This is a genomic window from Shewanella inventionis (assembly GCF_019931735.1).
In the GTDB taxonomy this organism is placed as follows: Bacteria; Pseudomonadota; Gammaproteobacteria; order Enterobacterales; family Shewanellaceae; genus Shewanella; species Shewanella inventionis.
Window position 1 is genome coordinate 841,459 of the sequence record NZ_CP082926.1, and the last position, 26,184, is coordinate 867,642.

Here is a 26,184-nt window from a genome sequence, read left to right on the forward strand (position 1 = left end):
TTTCTACTGTCAGTAAAACATCAACAAAACAAAGCCATTGTGGATAACTTTGGGGGTAAATAGTGTGTATCGTGTAGTTATACCATTCCGCGAAAAAATGTGATCTAATTGCTATATCCGTTACTCATCTTTTTTAGCAATGAAACAACACACCAGTTTCGAATTAATCAGGCTATCCAAGCAAACAGCAGATGCCCGAATGCGTTTGCGATTATTGGCCGTAGCACACTTTCTTGAGGGAGCGAATAGAACTCAAGTCGCTGCTATGACCAAGGTCAGTCGTCGGATTGTGAATCAATGGATCAGCAATTATTTAAGCCAAGGTCTAAGTGGTATTGAGAGTAAAAAGTCTTCAGGCAGACCACCGCGATTAACAGACGAGCAAGCCAAACAGTTAACCCTGATGTTGACAGAGGCTGCCAAATCAGAGGCCGGTGGTAGACTCACTGGTCAAGATATACGACGCTATATATTGAGCGAGTTTGGTATTTCGTTTCACCTCAATCACGTCTATAAAATACTTTATAAACTCGGATTTAGCTGGCTTTCTAGCCGTTCTAAACATCCGAAACAAGATGTTGAAGTCATGGAGGCTTTTAAAAAACTTCCCCTTGTCAACGATCGTTGACATCCCTGTTTTTGTGTCGCCGGCTGATGTAGATATCTGGTTTCAAGATGAGGCGCGTATTGGTCAGCAAAATACCACCACCAAACTTTGGGCTGAAAAAGGTACCCGTCCGCTCGCAGTGAGGCAACAGCAATTCGAGTATGTCCATCTTTTTGGTGCGGTTTGTCCGAGAAACGGAGCAACTGAGGCCTTCATTTCACCTTGCATCAATAAAGAGGTAATGCGACAACACTTAGGACAAATTTCCTTGGCGACATCAAGCGGGCGCTATGCTGTCGTGATTATGGATGGCGCGAGTTGGCATGCTAATGATATTGCAGATGATTTTGAGAATCTATCTATCGTAAAGCTACCGCCTTATTCTCCGGAATTAAACCCAATTGAGCAAGTGTGGAGTTGGTTGAGGCAGCATAAGTTAGCTAATCGTTGCTTTGAAGGTTACGAGTCAATAGTTGATGCCTGTAGTGAAGCGTGGAATGCATTCATTGAAGATAAAGAGCGTGTGAAAAAAATGTGCCATCGACAATGGGCAACAATGATCACTTAGTTATGCGGAATGGTATTAAGTAGTCTACGGCCTAAAAGATCGAAAAAAGATCATTTTTTTGCATAAAAGCGCTTGCACTAAATCTGAAGCTGCCTATAATGCGCATCCACTGACACGGCAGACAGCGAAAGCAAAAACCGGTGAGTGTTATCAAGCTACTGAGGTAGCAGAGATAACGGCAAAAAGAAGTTTGAAAAAACACTTGACGCCATAAAGGGAATGCGTAAAATACGCAGCCCTGACCTACTGAAACGGTCAACGCTCTTTAACAATTTATCAAGTAATCTGTGTGGACATTCACAGGTATTGAGTTATTCGAAATTGTCTTCTTGTTCTTCGGAATGTAGGCAATCAAAAAATTTAAACTCAATGTTTTTCTCTTAAGTGAGAATGATGAATGTTCATAGCAATATGTACAAAAGACTTGTTTCACTTTGGTGAGATAAGCAATCAGAATTCATTGAGCCGAGACGATGTCCCAAAAAACTTTAATTGAAGAGTTTGATCATGGCTCAGATTGAACGCTGGCGGCAGGCCTAACACATGCAAGTCGAGCGGCAGCACAAGGGAGTTTACTCCTGAGGTGGCGAGCGGCGGACGGGTGAGTAATGCCTAGGGATCTGCCCAGTCGAGGGGGATAACAGTTGGAAACGACTGCTAATACCGCATACGCCCTACGGGGGAAAGGAGGGGACCTTCGGGCCTTTCGCGATTGGATGAACCTAGGTGGGATTAGCTAGTTGGTGAGGTAATGGCTCACCAAGGCGACGATCCCTAGCTGTTCTGAGAGGATGATCAGCCACACTGGGACTGAGACACGGCCCAGACTCCTACGGGAGGCAGCAGTGGGGAATATTGCACAATGGGGGAAACCCTGATGCAGCCATGCCGCGTGTGTGAAGAAGGCCTTCGGGTTGTAAAGCACTTTCAGTAAGGAGGAAAGGTTAACGATTAATACTCGTTAGCTGTGACGTTACTTACAGAAGAAGGACCGGCTAACTCCGTGCCAGCAGCCGCGGTAATACGGAGGGTCCGAGCGTTAATCGGAATTACTGGGCGTAAAGCGTGCGCAGGCGGTTTGTTAAGCCAGATGTGAAATCCCCGGGCTCAACCTGGGAATTGCATTTGGAACTGGCGAACTAGAGTCTTGTAGAGGGGGGTAGAATTCCAGGTGTAGCGGTGAAATGCGTAGAGATCTGGAGGAATACCGGTGGCGAAGGCGGCCCCCTGGACAAAGACTGACGCTCATGCACGAAAGCGTGGGGAGCAAACAGGATTAGATACCCTGGTAGTCCACGCCGTAAACGATGTCTACTCGGAGTTTGGTGTCTTGAACACTGGGCTCTCAAGCTAACGCATTAAGTAGACCGCCTGGGGAGTACGGCCGCAAGGTTAAAACTCAAATGAATTGACGGGGGCCCGCACAAGCGGTGGAGCATGTGGTTTAATTCGATGCAACGCGAAGAACCTTACCTACTCTTGACATCTAGAGAAGATTGCAGAGATGCGATTGTGCCTTCGGGAACTCTAAGACAGGTGCTGCATGGCTGTCGTCAGCTCGTGTTGTGAAATGTTGGGTTAAGTCCCGCAACGAGCGCAACCCCTATCCTTATTTGCCAGCACGTAATGGTGGGAACTCTAGGGAGACTGCCGGTGATAAACCGGAGGAAGGTGGGGACGACGTCAAGTCATCATGGCCCTTACGAGTAGGGCTACACACGTGCTACAATGGCGAGTACAGAGGGTTGCAAAGCCGCGAGGTGGAGCTAATCTCACAAAGCTCGTCGTAGTCCGGATTGGAGTCTGCAACTCGACTCCATGAAGTCGGAATCGCTAGTAATCGTAGATCAGAATGCTACGGTGAATACGTTCCCGGGCCTTGTACACACCGCCCGTCACACCATGGGAGTGGGCTGCAAAAGAAGTGGGTAGTTTAACCTTCGGGAGAACGCTCACCACTTTGTGGTTCATGACTGGGGTGAAGTCGTAACAAGGTAGCCCTAGGGGAACCTGGGGCTGGATCACCTCCTTACCTATACGACTAACTCAATACTTGGTGACAATAAACTGCATCCGTGCGTTTATTGCACACAGCACATCCGTGTGCTTGAGTGTTCACACAGATTACTTGATAGAAAGAAAGAGAAATTACGTGTCTGTTTAGACGACGTTAATTCGCTCTAGCACAAGGCGCTTGAAGCGTGAAGAAGGACGTGTAGTACACTACACGACGACTGAACAATGAAAAGCAACGCAGTGATTGAGTGAAGAAACAAGTATAAATGGGTCTGTAGCTCAGCTGGTTAGAGCGCACCCCTGATAAGGGTGAGGTCGGTGGTTCAAGTCCACTCTGACCCACCAAAATCTCGTTAACTCTGCGTTGTCGGATAACTCGTTTAGCAAGCTAAACGTCGTCATCCTCCGCCTTGATTTAACAAGATTTGGTAATACACCTTCATTGAAGGTAAACGTAAAATCTCAACTGCATGTAAATGGGGCTATAGCTCAGCTGGGAGAGCGCCTGCCTTGCACGCAGGAGGTCTGCGGTTCGATCCCGCATAGCTCCACCATTTACTGCATTGGTCAAGAGATGCCAAAGATAAACGAAATTTTATCTTTGGCTTTTTTAAGCCCGCTCTTTAACAATTTGGAAAGCTGATAGTAGTTAATTGCATGAGTCTGTCATGTGATTAATTGCAAATCGTTTGATGCATGACTTTGTATAAGGTGGTGTATTAAACATTGAGTTCTCAAAACACTGTTTAAGTGTCTTGAATATTCTAAAACTAAGGCGATTTCGTGTGCGAAAGTGCATGAATTATCAAAGTAAAAACCAGCTAGTTGCAATATAGCTCAAGTGAAACTCATTTGGGTTGTATGGTTAAGTGACTAAGCGTATACGGTGGATGCCTTGGCAGTCAGAGGCGATGAAGGACGTAGTAACTTGCGAAAAGCGTTGGCGAGCTAGTAACAAGCATTTGAGCTAACGATGTCCGAATGGGGGAACCCACTCACATAAGTGAGTATCTTAACGTGAATACATAGCGTTAAGAGGCAAACCTGGGGAACTGAAACATCTAAGTACCCAGAGGAAAAGAAATCAACCGAGATTCCCCTAGTAGCGGCGAGCGAACGGGGATTAGCCCTTAAGTCTATGGGGTGTTAGTGGAATGTGTTGGAAAGCACAGCGGCACAGGGTGATAGCCCCGTACATGAAAACTAACCATAGATGAAAACGAGTAAGGCGGGACACGTGACATCCTGTTTGAATATGGGGGGACCATCCTCCAAGGCTAAATACTCCTGACTGACCGATAGTGAACCAGTACCGTGAGGGAAAGGCGAAAAGAACCCCTGTGAGGGGAGTGAAATAGAACCTGAAACCGTATACGTACAAGCAGTGGGAGCGGTACTTGAGACCGTGACTGCGTACCTTTTGTATAATGGGTCAGCGACTTACGTTTTGTAGCGAGGTTAAGCGAATAGCGGAGCCGTAGGGAAACCGAGTGTTAACTGCGCGTTTAGTTGCAAGGCGTAGACCCGAAACCCGGTGATCTAGCCATGGGCAGGTTGAAGGTTGAGTAACATCAACTGGAGGACCGAACCGACTTATGTTGAAAAATGAGCGGATGACTTGTGGCTGGGGGTGAAAGGCCAATCAAACCGGGAGATATCTGGTTCTCCTCGAAAGCTATTTAGGTAGCGCCTCGAGCGAATACCATTGGGGGTAGAGCACTGTTAAGGCTAGGGGGTCATCCCGACTTACCAACCCTTTGCAAACTCCGAATACCAATGAGTACTACTCGGGAGACAGACGGCGGGTGCTAACGTCCGTCGTCAAAAGGGAAACAACCCAGACCGTCAGCTAAGGTCCCAAAGTGTATGTTAAGTGGGAAACGATGTGGGAAGGCTTAGACAGCTAGGATGTTGGCTTAGAAGCAGCCATCATTTAAAGAAAGCGTAATAGCTCACTAGTCGAGTCGGCCTGCGCGGAAGATTTAACGGGGCTAAACATACCACCGAAGCTACGGGTGCATTTCATTAGAAGTGCGCGGTAGAGGAGCGTTCTGTAAGCGGTTGAAGGTGAAGGGGTAACCCACACTGGACGTATCAGAAGTGCGAATGCTGACATGAGTAACGATAAAGGGAGTGAAAAACTCCCTCGCCGAAAGACCAAGGGTTCCTGTCCAACGTTAATCGGGGCAGGGTGAGTCGACCCCTAAGGTGAGGCCGAAAGGCGTAATCGATGGGAAACAGATTAATATTTCTGTACTTCTGCTAACTGCGATGGAGAGACGGAGAAGGCTAGGCTAGCGCGGCGTTGGTAGTCCGCGTTTAAGGTGGTAGGTAGATTTCTTAGGCAAATCCGGGAAATCACTCTTTAATGAGTAATGCCGAGAGCTGATGACGAGTCACTAAGGTGATGAAGTAGTTGATGCCATGCTTCCAGGAAAATCTTCTAAGCTTCAGGTTAGTAGAAATCGTACCCCAAACCGACACAGGTGGTCGGGTAGAGAATACCAAGGCGCTTGAGAGAACTCGGCTGAAGGAACTAGGCAAAATGGTACCGTAACTTCGGGAGAAGGTACGCTCCTGGCGGTGATGAGACTTGCTCTCTAAGCTGCTGGGAGTCGCAGATACCAGGTGGCTGCAACTGTTTATCAAAAACACAGCACTGTGCAAAATCGCAAGATGACGTATACGGTGTGACGCCTGCCCGGTGCCGGAAGGTTAATTGATTGGGTTATCGCAAGAGAAGCTCATGATCGAAGCCCCGGTAAACGGCGGCCGTAACTATAACGGTCCTAAGGTAGCGAAATTCCTTGTCGGGTAAGTTCCGACCTGCACGAATGGCGTAATGATGGCCACGCTGTCTCCAGCCGAGACTCAGTGAAGTTGAAATTGCGGTGAAGATGCCGTATACCCGCGGCTAGACGGAAAGACCCCGTGAACCTTTACTATAGCTTGGCACTGAACATTGAACCTACATGTGTAGGATAGGTGGGAGACTTTGAAGCTTGGACGCTAGTCTGAGTGGAGTCGTCCTTGAAATACCACCCTTGTAGTTTTGATGTTCTAACCTGGACCCCTTATCGGGGTTAGGGACAGTGCCTGGTGGGTAGTTTGACTGGGGCGGTCTCCTCCCAAAGAGTAACGGAGGAGCACGAAGGTTGGCTAAGTACGGTCGGACATCGTACGGTTAGTGCAATGGCATAAGCCAGCTTAACTGCGAGACATACACGTCGAGCAGGTACGAAAGTAGGTCATAGTGATCCGGTGGTTCTGAATGGAAGGGCCATCGCTCAACGGATAAAAGGTACTCCGGGGATAACAGGCTGATACCGCCCAAGAGTTCATATCGACGGCGGTGTTTGGCACCTCGATGTCGGCTCATCACATCCTGGGGCTGAAGTCGGTCCCAAGGGTATGGCTGTTCGCCATTTAAAGTGGTACGCGAGCTGGGTTCAGAACGTCGTGAGACAGTTCGGTCCCTATCTGCCGTGGGCGTTGGATGATTGAAGGGAGCTGCTCCTAGTACGAGAGGACCGGAGTGGACGAACCGCTGGTGTTCGGGTTGTTATGCCAATAGCATTGCCCGGTAGCTACGTTCGGAATCGATAACCGCTGAAAGCATCTAAGCGGGAAGCGAGCCCTAAGATGAGTCATCCCTAGAGCTTTAAGCTCTCTAAAGGGCCGTAGGAGACTACTACGTTGATAGGCAAGGTGTGTAAGCGTTGTGAGGCGTTGAGCTAACTTGTACTAATGACCCGTGAGGCTTAACCATACAACCCAGATGGGTTTTACTGAAAATGTTCCCGACATTTTCTAGCACTTCCTCCATCCTTGGAGGTCGTACTGAAGGGAGCACGCACTTAGTATTAGAATAGAGCACTTAAATGGTGTGAGAATACTCAAAAAAATCAGCTTTTCGAATTATTATTTAATGCTCAACTGAGTGTTAAATAGGGACATTTTATCAAATACATCCGTGTATTTGACCCTAACGGGCCGCACTAAAGTGCGTTAAAAATTTGTTCCATACAATTTTTTGTCTGGAAACCATAGAGCTGTGGTCCCACCTGATCCCATTCCGAACTCAGAAGTGAAACACAGTATCGCCGATGGTAGTGTGGGGTCTCCCCATGTGAGAGTAGGTCATTTCCAGACGCCTAATAAGCTCGACGTAGTACAGAGTTTTGCTGATATGGCTCAGTCGGTAGAGCGCATCCTTGGTAAGGATGAGGTCCCCAGTTCGATTCTGGGTATCAGCACCACGAATTATCTAGTGAAGTGTCCTAGAAACAAAATTTGTCTGGAAACCATAGAGCTGTGGTCCCACCTGATCCCATTCCGAACTCAGAAGTGAAACACAGTATCGCCGATGGTAGTGTGGGGTCTCCCCATGTGAGAGTAGGTCATTTCCAGACGCCTAATATAGTATGAAAGCCCGTTGCTAACGCAACGGGCTTTTTTGCGTTTAAGGTTTGTGTGTTGAATGGACAGTAAGCGTCTGGGCGACTACACCTATCTTTTAAAATTCCATGGTAACAGGCTGTCTATATCCGGTGCTGGTTGGCACAGTTCATTAAGACAAGCCATGATGTAATCAAATGGCACTAAGCCGTTGACCTTTGCTGTTTCCACAATGCTGTAAATTGTTGCACTAGCATGAGCCCCATTAGCTGTCTGACTAAATAACCAATTTTTTCGACTTATCACAAAGGGTTTTACTTCGCGTTCAACTTTATTGTTATCGATACTAAGCCGCACATCACCAACATAGCGTATGAGCTTGGGCCTTTGATTCGCTAGGTATTTACCGCCTCTATTAATTTGGTATTACCCACCAAATTGGGCTGGTTCAGCTCAAGCCAGGTTTTAAGCTTGTTCAAAATAGGCTGGCTAATCGCTTGTCTGGCAATGTACTTTTCATCAGAACTTTGTAAGCGTCTAGGGTACTACACCTATCTTTTAAATTCCAAGATTACAGTGATATCCGGTGCTGCTTGGCACTGCTCATTAAGGCAAACCATGATGTAAAACCTAGTGGATTTTATCGGCATCAGGATAATGAACATCAACCAAATCCCGCATACACGCTGCAAAGTCTTCTCGTTTCTTGGTTGCTGTTGCTTTAGCATGTCGCCAGCCTCTATGCCTATCATACATCAGATAGATATTGGCCACATCTTCACGCGGGTATTCGTAATCATCTTTAGCTAAGTGTCCTGGCGAAGCTAATTTGGGCGGTTTTACATGTGACACCAGTTGTTTCATTGCTTCATCAAAATTAACCACAGGATGTTTTTCATCCGCAGGCATTGCATAAATATCAAGTACCTCTTCCATCTGCGCAATGAAGTCGCTATCTAACTCGCCAATACACCACATCTTCTTTTGCCATGGTTTTAATTCATTGTTTTTCAGCCGTTGACGGACGGTTTCAAGCGATACGCTTTCAAGCTCTGTCAGCGTAATTAATCTGTCTGCGATGAGTGATAATGTCCAGCGAGCGCGACGATCTGGTGGCTCGCTACAAGCAATGCTAACTAATGTTGCATCTTCATTAGCTGAGAGTAATTTGGGTTGCCCTGTTCGCTTCCCTTCGGCGAGTGCGACCTTCAGCCCTTCTTCTACGAAGCGTTTTTTGGTTCGGTAAATAGTTGAGGTACTGTATTGAGTAACTGACTAATATCTTTATCACTGTGTTGATTGTGGTTTGCAATCAACAGAATGTTGGCTCGTTTTAACAAGCGGGCATTGTGTAGGCCCTTGCTTAATAAAGTCTTTAAGGTGTGCAGTTCTTCTTGGGTCAACTCTACAAGGTAAGTGATATTCATGGCATGATACTCTCATCTATCAAAGACGATAATTGATCACAAAGCCTTAAAAATGTCGATCCCCACAGAGAAAAAAATTAATTCCGCATTTAGTGTGAAGCAAGGCCAATACCTTGCTTTCATTTATTATTACAGCAAAGTGAATGGGTATCCGCCAGCTCAGGCTGATATCCAGAAGTACTTTGGTGTTTCAGCCCCAACAGTTCATCAGACAATTTTGAAGTTAGAAACAGACAAATTGATCAGCCGAACGCCGAGAGAAAGTCGTTCTTTGAAAGTATTAATAAAGACCGATGAGCTACCATTGGAATGGTAGCTCAATCGATCATAACTGAATTGAAACGGTATTAGGGTCTGAGTGTCTAAAAATACCTGCGTAATGATAAATTTGGAGCAGGAGATGAAAACATACAGAACAAAAGCGCTGTGGCAATAACTCCCTCGTAATTGTTAGGGCAAAAACACTTATTTTAACATTCTAGGGTAACAGGCTTTCGATATCCGGGGTTGTTGGCACAGTTAATTAAGGCAAGTGATATCAATTACCCAATCATTAACACTTCAACTGCTGGCATTTAAGCGACTGGCGACATCTATGCAATTATTAATTTGCAAAAACATCGCAAAGACTAACTAAGCGGATCCGCTGTATAGCGTTTTTTGGGTTTAGCGTGAATGAGTACATCTTGTTAGGTTACGTTTTGATGCATAAAAGGGAGCTAATATCAGTACAGCATTAAAATGTAATTCGAAAACTCGATAAGCATAGATGGGTTAATATCTTCATGATTGTGGATAAATCTGTGTGTATCTTGTGCTTAGTATGGTGTTAAGTTAGGTATAGAAATTAAATCAAATATTTATTAAAAAAGCGCTTGCACTAAAGTTTTAGCTCCCTATAATGCGCAACCACTGACACGGCAGACAGCGAAAGCAATCACCGAGTTAGGTTGAATCAAGTGCTTCAAAACATTGGATTCAACAGCGAAAAGAAAGTTTGAAAAAACACTTGACGCGAAGATGGGAAAGCGTAGAATACGCAGCCCAAGCCAACGACCTAGCGTCAACGGCCACTAAGCGAAAGATTGATTCTTTTGGTATTAGTAACGCTCTTTAACAATCTAAACAAGAAATCTGTGTGGACATTCACAGGTATTGAGTTATTCGAAATTGTCTTCTTGTTCTTCGGAATGTAGGCAATCAAAAAATTTAACTCAATGATGAGAATGTTCATAGAAATATGACACTGCAGAAATGCAGTGAGTAATTCGTCAGCTCTTATGAGCGAAGCGAATTATGACAGTAGAATTCATTGAGCCGTTCGACGTAGTCGAACAAAAAACTTTAATTGAAGAGTTTGATCATGGCTCAGATTGAACGCTGGCGGCAGGCCTAACACATGCAAGTCGAGCGGCAGCACAAGGGAGTTTACTCCTGAGGTGGCGAGCGGCGGACGGGTGAGTAATGCCTAGGGATCTGCCCAGTCGAGGGGGATAACAGTTGGAAACGACTGCTAATACCGCATACGCCCTACGGGGGAAAGGAGGGGACCTTCGGGCCTTTCGCGATTGGATGAACCTAGGTGGGATTAGCTAGTTGGTGAGGTAATGGCTCACCAAGGCGACGATCCCTAGCTGTTCTGAGAGGATGATCAGCCACACTGGGACTGAGACACGGCCCAGACTCCTACGGGAGGCAGCAGTGGGGAATATTGCACAATGGGGGAAACCCTGATGCAGCCATGCCGCGTGTGTGAAGAAGGCCTTCGGGTTGTAAAGCACTTTCAGTAAGGAGGAAAGGTTAACGATTAATACTCGTTAGCTGTGACGTTACTTACAGAAGAAGGACCGGCTAACTCCGTGCCAGCAGCCGCGGTAATACGGAGGGTCCGAGCGTTAATCGGAATTACTGGGCGTAAAGCGTGCGCAGGCGGTTTGTTAAGCCAGATGTGAAATCCCCGGGCTCAACCTGGGAATTGCATTTGGAACTGGCGAACTAGAGTCTTGTAGAGGGGGGTAGAATTCCAGGTGTAGCGGTGAAATGCGTAGAGATCTGGAGGAATACCGGTGGCGAAGGCGGCCCCCTGGACAAAGACTGACGCTCATGCACGAAAGCGTGGGGAGCAAACAGGATTAGATACCCTGGTAGTCCACGCCGTAAACGATGTCTACTCGGAGTTTGGTGTCTTGAACACTGGGCTCTCAAGCTAACGCATTAAGTAGACCGCCTGGGGAGTACGGCCGCAAGGTTAAAACTCAAATGAATTGACGGGGGCCCGCACAAGCGGTGGAGCATGTGGTTTAATTCGATGCAACGCGAAGAACCTTACCTACTCTTGACATCTAGAGAAGATTGCAGAGATGCGATTGTGCCTTCGGGAACTCTAAGACAGGTGCTGCATGGCTGTCGTCAGCTCGTGTTGTGAAATGTTGGGTTAAGTCCCGCAACGAGCGCAACCCCTATCCTTATTTGCCAGCACGTAATGGTGGGAACTCTAGGGAGACTGCCGGTGATAAACCGGAGGAAGGTGGGGACGACGTCAAGTCATCATGGCCCTTACGAGTAGGGCTACACACGTGCTACAATGGCGAGTACAGAGGGTTGCAAAGCCGCGAGGTGGAGCTAATCTCACAAAGCTCGTCGTAGTCCGGATTGGAGTCTGCAACTCGACTCCATGAAGTCGGAATCGCTAGTAATCGTAGATCAGAATGCTACGGTGAATACGTTCCCGGGCCTTGTACACACCGCCCGTCACACCATGGGAGTGGGCTGCAAAAGAAGTGGGTAGTTTAACCTTCGGGAGAACGCTCACCACTTTGTGGTTCATGACTGGGGTGAAGTCGTAACAAGGTAGCCCTAGGGGAACCTGGGGCTGGATCACCTCCTTACCTATACGACTAACTCAATGCTTGGTAGGCAATAAACTGCATCCGTGCGTTTATTGCACACAGCACATCCATGTGCTTGAGTGTTCACACAGATTACTTGTTAACTTCTTCGGAAGTAGAGTGAAACACACCGCGAGCCGGTTAAGTGTTGTTCTTTAACAATTTGGAAAGCTGATAGTAGTTAATTGCATGAGTCTGTCATGTGATTAATTGCAAATCGTTTGATGCATGACTTTATATAAGGTGGTGTATTAAACATTGAGTTCTCAAAACACTGTTTAAGTGTCTTGAATATTCTAAAACTAAGGCGATTTCGTGTGCGAAAGTGCATGAATTATCAAAGTAAAAACCAGTTAGTTGCAATATGGCTCAAGTGAAACTCATTTGGGTTGTATGGTTAAGTGACTAAGCGTATACGGTGGATGCCTTGGCAGTCAGAGGCGATGAAGGACGTAGTAACTTGCGAAAAGCGTTGGCGAGCTAGTAACAAGCATTTGAGCTAACGATGTCCGAATGGGGGAACCCACTCACATAAGTGAGTATCTTAACGTGAATACATAGCGTTAAGAGGCAAACCTGGGGAACTGAAACATCTAAGTACCCAGAGGAAAAGAAATCAACCGAGATTCCCCTAGTAGCGGCGAGCGAACGGGGATTAGCCCTTAAGTCTATGGGGTGTTAGTGGAATGTGTTGGAAAGCACAGCGGCACAGGGTGATAGCCCCGTACATGAAAACTAACCATAGATGAAAACGAGTAAGGCGGGACACGTGACATCCTGTTTGAATATGGGGGGACCATCCTCCAAGGCTAAATACTCCTGACTGACCGATAGTGAACCAGTACCGTGAGGGAAAGGCGAAAAGAACCCCTGTGAGGGGAGTGAAATAGAACCTGAAACCGTATACGTACAAGCAGTGGGAGCGGTACTTGAGACCGTGACTGCGTACCTTTTGTATAATGGGTCAGCGACTTACGTTTTGTAGCGAGGTTAAGCGAATAGCGGAGCCGTAGGGAAACCGAGTGTTAACTGCGCGTTTAGTTGCAAGGCGTAGACCCGAAACCCGGTGATCTAGCCATGGGCAGGTTGAAGGTTGAGTAACATCAACTGGAGGACCGAACCGACTTATGTTGAAAAATGAGCGGATGACTTGTGGCTGGGGGTGAAAGGCCAATCAAACCGGGAGATATCTGGTTCTCCTCGAAAGCTATTTAGGTAGCGCCTCGAGCGAATACCATTGGGGGTAGAGCACTGTTAAGGCTAGGGGGTCATCCCGACTTACCAACCCTTTGCAAACTCCGAATACCAATGAGTACTACTCGGGAGACAGACGGCGGGTGCTAACGTCCGTCGTCAAAAGGGAAACAACCCAGACCGTCAGCTAAGGTCCCAAAGTGTATGTTAAGTGGGAAACGATGTGGGAAGGCTTAGACAGCTAGGATGTTGGCTTAGAAGCAGCCATCATTTAAAGAAAGCGTAATAGCTCACTAGTCGAGTCGGCCTGCGCGGAAGATTTAACGGGGCTAAACATACCACCGAAGCTACGGGTGCATTTCATTAGAAGTGCGCGGTAGAGGAGCGTTCTGTAAGCGGTTGAAGGTGAAGGGGTAACCCACACTGGACGTATCAGAAGTGCGAATGCTGACATGAGTAACGATAAAGGGAGTGAAAAACTCCCTCGCCGAAAGACCAAGGGTTCCTGTCCAACGTTAATCGGGGCAGGGTGAGTCGACCCCTAAGGTGAGGCCGAAAGGCGTAATCGATGGGAAACAGATTAATATTTCTGTACTTCTGCTAACTGCGATGGAGAGACGGAGAAGGCTAGGCTAGCGCGGCGTTGGTAGTCCGCGTTTAAGGTGGTAGGTAGATTTCTTAGGCAAATCCGGGAAATCACTCTTTAATGAGTAATGCCGAGAGCTGATGACGAAGTCCTAAGGGACTGAAGTAGTTGATGCCATGCTTCCAGGAAAATCTTCTAAGCTTCAGGTTAGTAGAAATCGTACCCCAAACCGACACAGGTGGTCGGGTAGAGAATACCAAGGCGCTTGAGAGAACTCGGCTGAAGGAACTAGGCAAAATGGTACCGTAACTTCGGGAGAAGGTACGCTCCTGGCGGTGATGAGACTTGCTCTCTAAGCTGCTGGGAGTCGCAGATACCAGGTGGCTGCAACTGTTTATCAAAAACACAGCACTGTGCAAAATCGCAAGATGACGTATACGGTGTGACGCCTGCCCGGTGCCGGAAGGTTAATTGATTGGGTTATCGCAAGAGAAGCTCATGATCGAAGCCCCGGTAAACGGCGGCCGTAACTATAACGGTCCTAAGGTAGCGAAATTCCTTGTCGGGTAAGTTCCGACCTGCACGAATGGCGTAATGATGGCCACGCTGTCTCCAGCCGAGACTCAGTGAAGTTGAAATTGCGGTGAAGATGCCGTATACCCGCGGCTAGACGGAAAGACCCCGTGAACCTTTACTATAGCTTGGCACTGAACATTGAACCTACATGTGTAGGATAGGTGGGAGACTTTGAAGCTTGGACGCTAGTCTGAGTGGAGTCGTCCTTGAAATACCACCCTTGTAGTTTTGATGTTCTAACCTGGACCCCTTATCGGGGTTAGGGACAGTGCCTGGTGGGTAGTTTGACTGGGGCGGTCTCCTCCCAAAGAGTAACGGAGGAGCACGAAGGTTGGCTAAGTACGGTCGGACATCGTACGGTTAGTGCAATGGCATAAGCCAGCTTAACTGCGAGACATACACGTCGAGCAGGTACGAAAGTAGGTCATAGTGATCCGGTGGTTCTGAATGGAAGGGCCATCGCTCAACGGATAAAAGGTACTCCGGGGATAACAGGCTGATACCGCCCAAGAGTTCATATCGACGGCGGTGTTTGGCACCTCGATGTCGGCTCATCACATCCTGGGGCTGAAGTCGGTCCCAAGGGTATGGCTGTTCGCCATTTAAAGTGGTACGCGAGCTGGGTTCAGAACGTCGTGAGACAGTTCGGTCCCTATCTGCCGTGGGCGTTGGATGATTGAAGGGAGCTGCTCCTAGTACGAGAGGACCGGAGTGGACGAACCGCTGGTGTTCGGGTTGTTATGCCAATAGCATTGCCCGGTAGCTACGTTCGGAATCGATAACCGCTGAAAGCATCTAAGCGGGAAGCGAGCCCTAAGATGAGTCATCCCTAGGTCTTTAAGACCTCTAAAGGGCCGTAGGAGACTACTACGTTGATAGGCAAGGTGTGTAAGCGTTGTGAGGCGTTGAGCTAACTTGTACTAATGACCCGTGAGGCTTAACCATACAACCCAGATGGGTTTTACTGAAAATGTTCCCGACATTTTCTAGCACTTCCTCCATCCTTGGAGGTCGTACTGAAGGGAGCACGACTTAGTATTAGAATAGAGCACTTAAATGGTGTGAGAATACTCAAAAAAATCAGCTTTTCGAATTATTATTTAATGCCAAGGCGTTAAATAAACAATTTTGTCTGGAAACCATAGAGCTGTGGTCCCACCTGATCCCATTCCGAACTCAGAAGTGAAACACAGTATCGCCGATGGTAGTGTGGGGTCTCCCCATGTGAGAGTAGGTCATTTCCAGACGTCTAATTATCTCTGAAAAGAGAGTAATAAGCCCGTTGCTAACGCAGCGGGCTTTTTTACGTCTAATGTTTGTGCGTTGAATGGGCATGATAGCAGTGTGGTCGATATGCTCATGTGAGAGTAGGGTGAAACTATTTCGCCAACCAAGCGAAGCTTGGTGAATTCGTTGAACGCGGAGGACTTGTCCGCAGCTGGCCATGACAGACGCCTAAGGTAAGCGTCTGGGCAAGTACGTCGTCAACTGCTTTCATTTAGCCTTTATCTTAACGACTGAATATTACATCAGGAGTTATTATGGCTACACGTACAAATGAAGAATGGGCGGCGTCGATACAACAGCAATCCGCTAGTGGCTTAACGATTATTGCTTTTCGCCGCTTATACAAAGTCAGTATTTATCAACTTATACCATTCCGCATAACTAAGTGATCATTGTTGCCCATTGTCGATGGCACATTTTTTTCACACGCTCTTTATCTTCAATGAATGCATTCCACGCTTCACTACAGGCATCAACTATTGACTCGTAACCTTCAAAGCAACGATTAGCTAACTTATGCTGCCTCAACCAACTCCACACTTGCTCAATTGGGTTTAATTCCGGAGAATAAGGCGGTAGCTTTACGATAGATAGATTCTCAAAATCATCTGCAATATCATTAGCATGCCAACTCGCGCCATCCATAATCACGACAGCATAGCGCCCGCTTGATGTCGCCAAGGAAATTTGTCCCAAGTGTTGTCGCATTACCTCTTTATTGATGTAAGGTGAAATGAAGGCCTCAGTTGCTCCGTTTCTCGGACAAACCGCACCAAAAAGATGGACATACTCGAATTGCTGTTGCCTCACTGCGAGCGGACGGGTACCTTTTTCAGCCCAAAGTTTGGTGGTGGTATTTTGCTGACCAATACGCGCCTCATCTTGAAACCAGATATCTACATCAGCCGGCGACACAAAAACAGGGATGTCAACGATCGTTGACAAGGGGAAGTTTTTTAAAAGCCTCCATGACTTCAACATCTTGTTTCGGATGTTTAGAACGGCTAGAAAGCCAGCTAAATCCGAGTTTATAAAGTATTTTATAGACGTGATTGAGGTGAAACGAAATACCAAACTCGCTCAATATATAGCGTCGTATATCTTGACCAGTGAGTCTACCACCGACCTCTGATTTGGCAGCCTCTGTCAACATCAGGGTTAACTGTTTGGCTTGCTCGTCTGTTAATCGCGGTGGTCTGCCTGAAGACTTTTTACTCTCAATACCACTTAGACCTTGGCTTAAATAATTGCTGATCCATTGATTCACAATCCGACGACTGACCTTGGTCATAGCAGCGACTTGAGTTCTATTCGCTCCCTCAAGAAAGTGTGCTACGGCCAATAATCGCAAACGCATTCGGGCATCTGCTGTTTGCTTGGATAGCCTGATTAATTCGAAACTGGTGTGTTGTTTCATTGCTAAAAAAGGTGAGTAACGGATATAGCAATTAGATCACATTTTTTCGCGGAATGGTATTAAATTAAGTAATTTATCTAATATGGGTTTATTGGCTTCAGGGAACTCATACTCGCTTAGCGATTGTATTTCTACCCACTTTACTTGTTGGCCTTCCATGCCTGAGGCATTACCACTGAAGTCGGTGACGAGGTGGATGTCGAGTCTTACATGCTTGTCAGGGTAGTCGTGGCAGATGTCCATAAACTCAGTAGTGCTGTTTACTTCTAAATTCACTTCTTCTTTTAGCTCGCGAATTAACGCATCGGTTACTGATTCGTTTGCTTCTACCTTACCGCCTGGAAATTCCCATTTACCACCTTGATGAAGGTGATCATGGCGCTTAGCCAGTAACACTTGTTTATGCTGGTTTATGATAACGCCAACGGCGACATGTACTCTTTTTTGCATCTTGTTCTCGCGATTTTGGCGTTATTGTTTAAAAAAATCTTCTTCATCGTATCCAATATCATCCATCATATCGGGATCGATATTATTTTTTACTGGGATGCTATGTTTTTCGCTTGCCCAGTCTCCTAAATCGATGAGTTTACATCTCTCGCTGCAAAATGGTTTAAATAACGCTTCTGCATTCCATTGCACTGATGTGCTGCAAATAGGGCATTTTACTGTTAATGGCATAGTGTAACCTTTGACCTTACTTTAAAACTTATTAAGGTGGATCTACATTGTAATGAGGTGATGTTAAATGGTTTAGCTACAGGTTGCTAGTGAGAACTCAATAGTAGAGCTGGTGTGACGGTGTAAGTTGAAGTCAACAAAATGGATAGCATAGCGATTTTTATGACCACTTATGGTTGGATAGCAATGTTGGCTGGCATTAATTTTAACTCTGATAAGCGAAAGCGCCTGTTGGGTATCTCCATGATAAAAGCCTGCTTTAGCATGCATTTGACTAAATTCTGCAGACTTTCTGCATAGTTCTAATAATAACAAAATTGGGGCCAATAAGGGCTCAAATTGCGCTAACCAGTTTTGAATATCTTGCTGCCGTTGCTCCCAGGGTTGTCCTAACCAGAAATGTAACTGGGGTAAGTCGAAATTACAGGGTGCTCCCGTCATATTAAATCGTTGTCGTAATGCAGTTATAAACTTATCTTGTTTAAGATCGCAGCCGATTCTTTGTGGTGTTAGCAGTGGTAATTTTAGGCTATTAAGTTGTTGGATAATTTGATCAACTTGCTCACTATCTGAGCCAGCTAAACAGCTGATTTGGGTAAGTTGTTGTATTTGGCGATCGATGTCTTTTAGTACTTCACCACGGTAATCGCAACGTTCAGTAAGCTCCGCTAATGAAAACAATGGGTAAAAGCATTGATGATGTTGGTCTTGTTGTGTGTTGTTTTGTAATTGCCGTGACAGATTTTCTAGGCGTAAATAACTGCGTATTTTTTCATTTAATGGTTGTTCGTAAATTAAATCAGTCATTAGGCTTATTAGATAACTCGGCGGCTTGTTGTAAAAAAAGTTGATGCAGGCGAGCAACTTGACTGCGCAACAGGTTAATATCTCCTTGATTATCGACAACGTGATCAGCTTTATCTATGCGTTGTTGCCTACTCATTTGGCTTGCGAGTATATGCTCTACTTGCTGCTGGCTAACACCGTCACGTTTCATCGTCCTTGAAACTTGCAACTCAGGAGAAATGTCTACCACCAAAGTTGTACTCACTAAATTATCTAATTGATTCTCAAATAGCAAGGGTACAACCATAATGACATAGGCAGAGGTTGATGCATTAACTTGCTCTAGCATGGTTTGGCGGATCATTGGGTGTAATAAGTTATTGAGCCAAAGCCGTTGCTGTTCATCATTAAACACTTTACTGCGCAGTGCGGCTCTATCGAGCTGTCCATCTGCTAATAAAATTGCCGTGCCAAAATGCTCAGTTATTGCGGCTAAACCTTTAGAGCCTTTTTCTACAACAACTCTTGCGATGACATCAGCATCGACAAGCTGAATGCCATATTCTGCAAATAGGTTAGCTACTGTGGTTTTACCGCTGGCAATTCCGCCTGTTAGGCCGACTACAAACTTTGTGGCTATCATAAGGTGCTCAAATACCAGTTAAGAATATCTTGCCCCCAGACTAATGCTATCCAACCAGCTGCGGCTATGTAGGGGCCAAAGGGGATTGGGTTGCCCTTGTTAAGCTTTTTAGTGATGATCATTAAAATACCGACCACTGCACCAACAAGTGATGATAGTAATATTATTAGTGGCAACATTTGCCAACCGAGCCAGGCACCAAATACGGCTAATAACTTAAAGTCGCCATAGCCCATCCCTTCTTTGCCAGTAACGAGTTTGAATAACCAAAACACTGACCATAAACTTAAATAACCAGCAGCTGCACCAATAATGGCATCTTGTGGGCTGGTATATATACCGTTAAGGTTGATGATTAATCCTAACCACAATATTGGTAAGGTGAGTTGATCAGGCAGCAGCATTTCATCTAAATCAATGCCGGTTAACGCCACTAACACAAAGGTTAATATGCTGGCATAAACAAACTGCCATGTCGGGCCAAAATGCCAGGCCAGGGTGGCAATGAAAATCCCCGTTAATAATTCGATAGTAGGATAGCGCGCTGAAATTGGTGTTTTACAATTGGCGCATTTGCCTTTGAGTGACAACCAGCCAATAACAGGCACATTATGCCAGGGTTTAATATTACTTTTGCATTTTGGGCAGGCAGAACCCGGTACCACAAGATTGTACTTTGCCGGATACTCATCAATGGGTTTATTTAAACGTTCATTACCTACTTGCTTAACAATATCAGGGTGATATTCGTTTAAATAGTAATTACATTCGCTTTGCCATTCACGCTTCATCATCACTGGTAAGCGATGGATCACTACATTAAGAAAACTGCCAATGGTGGCAGCAAAAATAAAACTAATCGCCACAAAGGCCCAGGGGTATTGGGTCATGGTGGTGATAAAGGTTGATATGAATTCAGTCATTTTTTCTTATTTTATTAAAGTATTAGCCGCCAACAACATTACCCATTTGGAAAATAGGTAAGTACATGCCGACAATCAAACCGCCTACTACCGTACCAATCACCACCATCATAATCGGTTCTATTAAGCTCGATAAACCATCAATAGCATCATCAACTTCCATTTCATAAATATTGGCAACTTTATTAAGCATTTCATCTAGGCCGCCCGATTCTTCACCAATCATCACCATTTGAATGAGCATGTCTGGGAATAAACCTGTTGTACGCATTGCCACGTTCATTTGCATACCCGACATCACCTCCTGGCGGACTTTAAGTAGTGCAGTTTTATATACATAGTTACCAGAAGCGCCTGCCGCCGATTCTAAACCATCGATTAGGGGGACACCTGCAGCAAAGGTGGTTGCTAATGTGCGTGCAAACCGAGCCATAGCAGCCTTGTGTAAAATCTCACCAACAATAGGGATTTTTAGTATTAATTGATCGATTATATCTCTGAAAGATTGTGAGTTTCTATGCGTTCTTACAAATAAGAAAACTCCTGCAATTATGCCAATAGCAAAAAAGTACCAATAACTTTGCAGCCAACGGGAAACATTGATAAGAAGCTGAGTAAACGCGGGAAGTTCTGCGCCGAACCCCTTAAAAATCTCTTCAAATTGTGGCACAACAAAAAGCAATAACAATGCTGTAACAGCAATGGCCACAACTACAACGGCGGCTGGGTAAAACATGGCTTTTTTAATTTTAGATTTTAGCTGCTCAGACTTCTCACGATATACAGCAATCCGGTCAAATACTGCATCTAATGAGCCCGAGTGTTCACCAGCAGCCACTAGGTCAACGTACAAGTCATCAAAGTAACGTCTATGAGGTCTTAACGCATCAGACAATGGAATACCGGATTGCACATCAGATAAAATGGTCGCTAGTAACTCCCTTACTTTGGCTTTTTCATGGCCTCGACCGAGCAATTCAATCGTCGTTACTAATGGAACCCCTGCAGAGAGCATAGTGGCTATTTGGCGGGTGATCATGGCAATGTCCATTGCGGTGATCTTTTTCTCTAACTGAAATAGCGGCGCTGATTTTTTACGTACGCCTTTTGGGGTGACGCCCTGGCTTTTTAAAACTGTACGAATTTCAGCAATACTGGTGCCACGCAACTCACCAGAGGTGCGAGCACCATCACGATTTACCCCTTTCCATTCAAAGGTGAATACCTTAGGTTGGTGTTTTTGGGTTGGCTTTTTAGTCTTAGATTTTCTTTTTGCTGTTGCAGTGGCCATAGAGCCAAGTCCTTGTATTATCGAGCTCTCACTCAAAAAATGCAGTTAAGAGCATTGCTGCAAATCGGAATGAATTTAACCAGTTAACTTATTCACTTTAGACTATTTAAAAGCTGGTGACACGGTTTATTTCGGCAATACTGGTGACGCCATGAATCACTTTTAATAAGCCAGATTGGCGTAAATCGCGCATACCTTGCTGTTTAGCTTGCTTGGCAATTTGCAGTGAGTTACCGCCCTCCATAATGGTGCGGGCAATTTCATCACTCATTTTCATGACCTCATAAATACCCACGCGGCCTTTATAGCCGCCCGAACATAGCTCACAACCTACGGGTTTAAATACGGTAATGCCTTTGGCAATATCCGCTTCTTGAAAGCCTAAACGTTGTAATTCTGCTGCGGGTATATCTTCTGGTTGTTTACAGGCTGGGCATAGTCGCCTTGCAAGACGCTGAGCAATAATTAAATTGACTGAGCTGGCAATGTTATAACCGGGCACGCCCATGTTAATTAAACGGGTTAAGGTTTCGGCTGCTGAGTTGGTGTGCAATGTCGATAACACTAGGTGGCCAGTTTGAGCCGCTTTAATGGCGATTTCAGCGGTTTCTAGGTCGCGGATTTCACCGACCATGACTACGTCAGGGTCTTGACGTAAAAATGAGCGCAGAGCGGATGCGAAGGTTAAGCCGGCTTTTAAATTAATGTGGACCTGGTTTACCCCTTCGAGGTTAATCTCGACCGGGTCTTCGGCGGTTGAAATATTACGTTCTTCAGTATTAAGAATGTTAAGCCCAGTATACAAAGATACGGTTTTACCTGAACCAGTGGGGCCTGTGACTAAAATCATCCCTTGTGGTTTGGCGAGCATTTCTTCATATAATTGGCGCTGGTCATCTTCGTAACCGAGCTTTTCGATACCAAGCTGGGCAGAGGATGAATCCAAAATACGCATTACAATCTTTTCGCCCCAAATGGTGGGCAAAGTACTGACACGGAAATCGATGGATTTGGTGCGCGACAGCTTCATTTTAATGCGGCCATCTTGCGGCACGCGACGCTCGGCAATATCGAGCTTGGACATCACTTTTAAGCGAGCAGAAATACGCCCAGATAGATTTACAGGAGGTTCTGATACTTCATGTAAAATGCCGTCAATGCGAAAGCGGATACGGTAGCGTTTTTCATAAGGCTCAAAGTGTAAATCCGAGGCGCCTTTACGGATGGCATCGGTGAGAATTTTATTGATATAGATAACAATTGGTGCATCGTCGCTGCTATCAGTTGATGGTTCATCATCGCGAGAGGTGTCTGTAACTTCTATACCCGCTAATGCATCTTCATCTAAACCTTCTAGACCTAAGCCACTTATATCCTCTTCTAAAATTTTTTCTAAAACTTTATTAAGTTTATCATCTTCAACTAATATCGCTTCGGCGTGTAAGCCAAGGCTGAATTGAAAGTCTTCTAGTGCAGTTATATTAGTTGGGTCTGATGTTGCTATATATAGGCGATTACCACGTTTAAATAGTGGCAAACATTTATGTTTACTTATTAATTTTTTATTAAGTAGCTCATCAGAAATGTTTAAAATATCAAATTCATGTAAATCTAATAAAGGTGTACCGTATTCTTCATAGCAGAGTTCTGCAATTTCACGTGCTGATAATAATTTACTCGAAACAATTGAGCTAACCAGCGAAGTCTTATTTTTTCTTGATGTGGAGATTACAGCCGTAATCTGCTCCTCTGTTAGGAGTTGTTTACGAATAAATAAAGTTGATAAACCTAAATTTAGAGCGGTATTGGACATAATAAATGATTACCAATAAAAAAGGGTAAATTCTATATAGTATTTACCCTTTTAATAAACTTGAGCAACTTAAATCAAAACTCTAAATTAACCCTTAAGGTTTTTTCAAGTTTGCGCCTTTGTAGCAAAGATCTATATCGCCAGTTTGAGCGCTTGTGCCAGCAGCCATAGTAAATGCAACACCACCATTGGCATCAAAATTTGCAGTTAACACACACTTAGGCTCAGTCCATACTAAGGAAGACGCTGTGTTTTCTTTTGGATCGGCAACTGTACCTAACTTAGCATTCTTAGAGGCTTCAGCACCTATACCTGTACAACCAATACCAGTAGTGATACAGGTTTGGATTTTAGTTGAAAATGCTGTAATACCTTTCATTGCAGCGCCACCTTGTGCAGATGTCACATAGTCTTTATAAGCAGGCAGTGCGATTGCTGCAAGAATACCGATGATCGCGACTACGATCATTAATTCAATAAGAGTAAAACCCTTAGCGTTTTTGATTTGGTTGATACCTTTCATTTTTCTCTCCGTAAATTAGGCTTGGTAGTATCAATCCTCGATAGCGGTTCACTCATTGCTAGTATTAAGTGAAGTCGCTGGCATTCCTATTGCCGAAAACCGTAAAGCACAATTGTGTGGTTCTAGCTGGGTGACTAAAAACCACGATTTTTTAATGGCGCTAACATCAGTTAGATTAGCCATGATTACCGCGACTGTAAGTACTAAAGTGTAGCTTGCACCTGCGATAACCCCGTTAACTTACATAATATTAGCAGGTTATTTTGTTAATAACATTTCGGCTTAGCAGTAAATCTAGAGCAAATACGCAAATGTTAACTTGTGGCGCTAAACATTTGCGTAATTAGTCTAATCTAGACATTTGCAAATGTGGACCAGATGTTAACAGTTTTACGTAAATTTACAGTGTTAGGCTTACTGTGCATGACCGAAAGGTCATCTCGCCTGCATTAAACGTTAGTATAAACTGCCATAAAATGGAATAGTTTTACCGTACAAATAAAAAATAAATGTATAAAAATGCTCTAATTTCACATTTTCGGCACATTATACGGTAATTTTATTTTGACATGCGAGGGTGTGGTATTACTTTTTTTGACAAAAATGCAACAAAGGCGTTTTTTTGACGTTTTTTACAGTGTTTTTATGACGGAATTGAGTGGGCTGAAAACTTAGGTTCTAGGGTCGCTTCGCTGATAGATACGAGACCCTAGGTTCTAGGGTCGCTTCGCTGATAGATACAAGTCCCTAGGTTCTAGGGCGGACTGCGTCCTGCTAGGTCGCTGCGCTTCTAGGACAGCTTCGCTGTTGAGCTTTTATAGCATCTAGCAGTGTCGTGCCCTAGCCCTAGCCCTAGCCCTATCCCTAGCCCTATCCCTAGAACCTAGAACCTATCCCCTAGCCCCTAGGATCATTAAGCTTTTAAGCGTAGTGACAAGTCGAGCGCTTTAACGTGTTTAGTGAGTGCGCCTACTGATATATAGTCGACCCCGGTTTGGGCGAATGTGGCTAGGGTGTCTAGGGTTACATTGCCAGACACTTCCAGTTTTGCGCCTTGGCCCTTGTCTTTATAACGATGATTAATGCTGACAGCATCGACCATCATGGTGACGTCGAAATTGTCTAGCATAATAATGTCGGCACCGCCGTCGAGCGCTTGGGTTAGCTCGTCGAGTGATTCGACTTCGACTTCTACTGGTTTAGTATTGTCTAGCACGCGGGCAGCGTTAATGGCTTGAGAAATACCGCCACAGGCCATGATGTGGTTTTCTTTGATTAAAAACGCATCGAACAAGCCAATGCGATGGTTTTTGCCGCCGCCACAAGTTACCGCATATTTTTGCGCGGTACGTAAACCCGGAATGGTTTTACGGGTGTCGAGTAAACGGGTGTGAGTGCCAGAGAGTTTGTCGACATAATGTTTGGTGAGTGTGGCCGTGCCAGACAAGGTTTGAATAAAGTTCATTGCGGTGCGCTCGCCGGTTAAAATGGCGCGTGCTGGGCCTGACAACTCACACAATACCTGGTTAGGTACAATAAGATCGCCGTCGTCTACGTGCCAGTGCAGCACCACTTCACCGCCGAGTTGGTTAAACACTTGTTCAGCCCAGGCTTTGCCACAAAATACGCCGTCTTCGCGGGTGATTAAGCTGCCTGATACGTGTTTGTCAGCAGGAATGAGTTGTGCGGTAATGTCTGCCGTTAGCATGTCGTTGATGGTGTTGTGAGCGCTGTGGCCTAAGTCTTCATCGAGTGCTGTTTTTACTGCGTGGCGGATGTCATTTTCTAACATAAGCAAAGTCCTTGCTAAAGAGCGTGATAGGGTAAAATGATGCTTCATTACTGGCGCGGTCAATTACCAAAAAACATTGATATAAGATTACCATATTTAGGTGTTAGACAGACACTCACTAATGGCATTTTTTAGCATTGGTATTGATGGGTATAAAATTGGTATAAGTGTTAAATTGAGTTTGTAGATTTTGAATTAAGGTTGCTATGGCTACTGAAGTATTAGTTAACGGTTGGCTTGAGCGCGCGCGTAAGTGTGTGTCGCCCCATTTTAATCAACGGCCAGACAGCGAAGTGAGCTTACTGGTGATCCATAACATAAGTTTGCCAGCAGGTTGCTTTGGTTTGCCACACATTGATGGTTTGTTTCAGGGCTGTTTGGACATTGATGCTGATGAGAGCTTTGCTGAACTGGCTGGTTTGCAGGTGTCTGCTCATTTTTTGATACGCCGAGATGGTGAGGTGGTGCAATATGTCAGTTGTGATGACAGAGCCTGGCATGCTGGCGTGTCGACTTTTAATGGGCGCAGCGGTTGCAATGATTTTGCGATTGGGATTGAAATGGAAGGCACAGATACAAGCGGCTATACCGATGAGCAATATCAACAATTAACACTGTTAACATTGGCCTTAATGGCGCAGTATCCTATGATTACGTTAGCAAACATTGTGGGCCATTGTGACATCGCTCCCGGACGTAAAACCGACCCTGGTGTTAGCTTTGATTGGTTACGTTATCAAGCGGCCGTGTCTGCGGCGAGGGGTTAAC

The 26,184-nt window shown here is 45.4% G+C and carries 17 protein-coding genes, 3 tRNA genes, 7 rRNA genes and 1 pseudogene; 15 read left to right on the forward strand and 13 right to left on the reverse strand.

The window, feature by feature from the left end:
* Positions 1-139 precede the first annotated feature (139 nt).
* From K8B83_RS03955 to rrf (K8B83_RS03990), 8 genes are all read left to right on the forward strand, one after another.
* Positions 140-1,175, forward strand: a protein-coding gene (locus K8B83_RS03955; RefSeq protein WP_398409063.1) for an IS630 family transposase whose coding sequence is annotated in 2 segments (ribosomal slippage) — positions 140-604 and positions 606-1,175 — 1,035 coding nt in all. Because the reading frame shifts where the segments join, the coding sequence is not laid out codon by codon here.
* Positions 1,176-1,664: 489 nt separating this feature from the next.
* Positions 1,665-3,207 (forward strand): 16S ribosomal RNA (locus K8B83_RS03960).
* A gap of 252 nt (positions 3,208-3,459) precedes the next feature.
* Positions 3,460-3,536, forward strand: a tRNA-Ile gene (locus K8B83_RS03965).
* A gap of 133 nt (positions 3,537-3,669) precedes the next feature.
* A tRNA-Ala gene (locus tag K8B83_RS03970) sits at positions 3,670-3,745 on the forward strand.
* Between the two features lie 309 nt (positions 3,746-4,054).
* Positions 4,055-6,960: ribosomal RNA gene (locus tag K8B83_RS03975) — 23S ribosomal RNA — on the forward strand.
* A 267-nt stretch (positions 6,961-7,227) separates the two neighbouring features.
* A 5S ribosomal RNA gene (gene rrf, locus K8B83_RS03980) occupies positions 7,228-7,343 on the forward strand.
* 31 nt (positions 7,344-7,374) lie between these two features.
* A tRNA-Thr gene (locus tag K8B83_RS03985) sits at positions 7,375-7,450 on the forward strand.
* Between the two features lie 37 nt (positions 7,451-7,487).
* Positions 7,488-7,603, forward strand: a 5S ribosomal RNA gene (gene rrf / locus K8B83_RS03990).
* Together the 16S, 23S and 5S rRNA genes with 3 tRNA genes alongside form the textbook arrangement of a ribosomal RNA operon.
* Before the next feature lie 97 nt (positions 7,604-7,700).
* On the opposite strand, the pseudogene K8B83_RS03995 reads toward rrf (K8B83_RS03990), so the two are convergent.
* From K8B83_RS03995 to K8B83_RS04005, 3 genes and pseudogenes are all read right to left on the reverse strand, one after another.
* Positions 7,701-8,119: pseudogene (locus tag K8B83_RS03995) on the reverse strand (IS66 family transposase); the annotation flags it as partial.
* 100 nt (positions 8,120-8,219) lie between these two features.
* A complete protein-coding gene (locus tag K8B83_RS04000; protein WP_223420002.1) occupies positions 8,220-8,837 on the reverse strand; it encodes an IS630 family transposase in 618 nt (205 codons plus the stop codon).
* On the reverse strand, positions 8,810-9,016 hold the full coding sequence (locus K8B83_RS04005) for a hypothetical protein (RefSeq protein ID WP_223419189.1): 207 nt from the start codon (positions 9,014-9,016) through the stop codon (positions 8,810-8,812). The genes K8B83_RS04000 and K8B83_RS04005 overlap by 28 nt, the downstream gene beginning before the upstream one ends.
* A gap of 52 nt (positions 9,017-9,068) precedes the next feature.
* On the opposite strand from K8B83_RS04005, the gene K8B83_RS04010 reads away from it, so the two are divergent.
* From K8B83_RS04010 to K8B83_RS21615, 5 genes are all read left to right on the forward strand, one after another.
* Positions 9,069-9,332 carry a LexA family protein gene (locus K8B83_RS04010; protein ID WP_223418192.1) on the forward strand — a complete coding sequence of 88 codons (264 nt, stop codon included), beginning with the start codon at positions 9,069-9,071 and terminating at the stop codon, positions 9,330-9,332.
* Between the two features lie 1,029 nt (positions 9,333-10,361).
* Positions 10,362-11,904 (forward strand): 16S ribosomal RNA (locus tag K8B83_RS04015).
* A 395-nt stretch (positions 11,905-12,299) separates the two neighbouring features.
* Positions 12,300-15,205, forward strand: a 23S ribosomal RNA gene (locus K8B83_RS04020).
* A gap of 186 nt (positions 15,206-15,391) precedes the next feature.
* A 5S ribosomal RNA gene (rrf, locus tag K8B83_RS04025) occupies positions 15,392-15,507 on the forward strand.
* A 294-nt stretch (positions 15,508-15,801) separates the two neighbouring features.
* Positions 15,802-15,936, forward strand: a complete 135-nt coding sequence (locus tag K8B83_RS21615; RefSeq protein WP_263283581.1) for a hypothetical protein — start codon at positions 15,802-15,804, stop codon at positions 15,934-15,936.
* On the opposite strand, the gene K8B83_RS04030 is transcribed toward K8B83_RS21615, so the two are convergent.
* The 9 genes from K8B83_RS04030 to K8B83_RS04070 form a co-directional block, all read right to left on the reverse strand.
* A protein-coding gene (locus K8B83_RS04030; RefSeq protein ID WP_223417434.1) for an IS630 family transposase occupies positions 15,929-16,964 on the reverse strand; the annotation gives its coding sequence in 2 pieces (ribosomal slippage) (positions 15,929-16,505 and positions 16,504-16,964; 1,038 coding nt in all). The genes K8B83_RS21615 and K8B83_RS04030 overlap by 8 nt on opposite strands.
* Positions 16,965-17,000: 36 nt before the next feature.
* Positions 17,001-17,414, reverse strand: a complete 414-nt coding sequence (mutT, locus tag K8B83_RS04035) for an 8-oxo-dGTP diphosphatase MutT (protein ID WP_223419191.1) — start codon at positions 17,412-17,414, stop codon at positions 17,001-17,003.
* Positions 17,415-17,435: 21 nt separating this feature from the next.
* The gene (yacG, locus tag K8B83_RS04040; RefSeq protein ID WP_188741183.1) at positions 17,436-17,645 is read right to left on the reverse strand and encodes a DNA gyrase inhibitor YacG; all 210 of its coding nucleotides are present in this window, start codon (positions 17,643-17,645) and stop codon (positions 17,436-17,438) included.
* A 72-nt stretch (positions 17,646-17,717) separates the two neighbouring features.
* The gene (zapD, locus tag K8B83_RS04045; protein WP_223419193.1) at positions 17,718-18,452 is read right to left on the reverse strand and encodes a cell division protein ZapD; all 735 of its coding nucleotides are present in this window, start codon (positions 18,450-18,452) and stop codon (positions 17,718-17,720) included.
* The gene (gene coaE / locus K8B83_RS04050; RefSeq protein ID WP_223419195.1) at positions 18,445-19,074 is read right to left on the reverse strand and encodes a dephospho-CoA kinase; all 630 of its coding nucleotides are present in this window, start codon (positions 19,072-19,074) and stop codon (positions 18,445-18,447) included. Before coaE ends, zapD begins: the two co-directional genes overlap by 8 nt.
* Complete coding sequence (locus K8B83_RS04055; protein WP_223419196.1) at positions 19,071-19,997, reverse strand: prepilin peptidase; 927 nt, start codon at positions 19,995-19,997, stop codon at positions 19,071-19,073. Before K8B83_RS04055 ends, coaE begins: the two co-directional genes overlap by 4 nt.
* 22 nt (positions 19,998-20,019) lie before the next feature.
* Positions 20,020-21,288 (reverse strand): type II secretion system F family protein, encoded by a 1,269-nt coding sequence (locus tag K8B83_RS04060; protein ID WP_223419198.1) that lies wholly within the window; start codon positions 21,286-21,288, stop codon positions 20,020-20,022.
* Positions 21,289-21,394: 106 nt separating this feature from the next.
* On the reverse strand, positions 21,395-23,101 hold the full coding sequence (gene pilB / locus K8B83_RS04065; protein WP_223419200.1) for a type IV-A pilus assembly ATPase PilB: 1,707 nt from the start codon (positions 23,099-23,101) through the stop codon (positions 21,395-21,397).
* A gap of 94 nt (positions 23,102-23,195) precedes the next feature.
* Positions 23,196-23,624: a prepilin-type N-terminal cleavage/methylation domain-containing protein gene (locus K8B83_RS04070; RefSeq protein ID WP_317846445.1), complete on the reverse strand. Its 429-nt coding sequence runs from the start codon at positions 23,622-23,624 to the stop codon at positions 23,196-23,198.
* Between the two features lie 55 nt (positions 23,625-23,679).
* Here K8B83_RS04070 and K8B83_RS04075 point away from each other — a divergent pair, with 55 nt between their 5' ends.
* Positions 23,680-23,838, forward strand: coding sequence for a hypothetical protein (locus K8B83_RS04075; protein WP_223419202.1), 159 nt, complete (start codon positions 23,680-23,682; stop codon positions 23,836-23,838).
* Between the two features lie 699 nt (positions 23,839-24,537).
* Here K8B83_RS04075 and nadC read toward each other — a convergent pair.
* On the reverse strand, positions 24,538-25,416 hold the full coding sequence (gene nadC / locus K8B83_RS04080) for a carboxylating nicotinate-nucleotide diphosphorylase (RefSeq protein WP_188739664.1): 879 nt from the start codon (positions 25,414-25,416) through the stop codon (positions 24,538-24,540).
* A 206-nt stretch (positions 25,417-25,622) separates the two neighbouring features.
* Here nadC and ampD point away from each other — a divergent pair, with 206 nt between their 5' ends.
* Positions 25,623-26,183, forward strand: coding sequence for a 1,6-anhydro-N-acetylmuramyl-L-alanine amidase AmpD (ampD, locus tag K8B83_RS04085; protein WP_223419204.1), 561 nt, complete (start codon positions 25,623-25,625; stop codon positions 26,181-26,183).
* Position 26,184 lies beyond the last annotated feature (1 nt).

Bases quoted from the DNA above. Each gene is read 5' to 3' on its own strand.
- ampD (WP_223419204.1), top strand. From the start codon at position 25,623: ATGGCTACTGAAGTATTAGTTAACGGTTGGCTTGAGCGCGCGCGTAAG.
- yacG (WP_188741183.1), bottom strand. From the start codon at position 17,645: ATGCCATTAACAGTAAAATGCCCTATTTGCAGCACATCAGTGCAATGG.
- K8B83_RS04005 (WP_223419189.1), bottom strand. From the start codon at position 9,016: ATGAATATCACTTACCTTGTAGAGTTGACCCAAGAAGAACTGCACACC.
- mutT (WP_223419191.1), bottom strand. From the start codon at position 17,414: ATGCAAAAAAGAGTACATGTCGCCGTTGGCGTTATCATAAACCAGCAT.
- K8B83_RS04060 (WP_223419198.1), bottom strand. From the start codon at position 21,288: ATGGCCACTGCAACAGCAAAAAGAAAATCTAAGACTAAAAAGCCAACC.
- K8B83_RS21615 (WP_263283581.1), top strand. From the start codon at position 15,802: ATGGCTACACGTACAAATGAAGAATGGGCGGCGTCGATACAACAGCAA.
- zapD (WP_223419193.1), bottom strand. From the start codon at position 18,452: ATGACTGATTTAATTTACGAACAACCATTAAATGAAAAAATACGCAGT.
- pilB (WP_223419200.1), bottom strand. From the start codon at position 23,101: ATGTCCAATACCGCTCTAAATTTAGGTTTATCAACTTTATTTATTCGT.
- coaE (WP_223419195.1), bottom strand. From the start codon at position 19,074: ATGATAGCCACAAAGTTTGTAGTCGGCCTAACAGGCGGAATTGCCAGC.
- K8B83_RS04055 (WP_223419196.1), bottom strand. From the start codon at position 19,997: ATGACTGAATTCATATCAACCTTTATCACCACCATGACCCAATACCCC.
- K8B83_RS04070 (WP_317846445.1), bottom strand. From the start codon at position 23,624: ATGAAAGGTATCAACCAAATCAAAAACGCTAAGGGTTTTACTCTTATT.
- nadC (WP_188739664.1), bottom strand. From the start codon at position 25,416: ATGTTAGAAAATGACATCCGCCACGCAGTAAAAACAGCACTCGATGAA.
- K8B83_RS04010 (WP_223418192.1), top strand. From the start codon at position 9,069: ATGTCGATCCCCACAGAGAAAAAAATTAATTCCGCATTTAGTGTGAAG.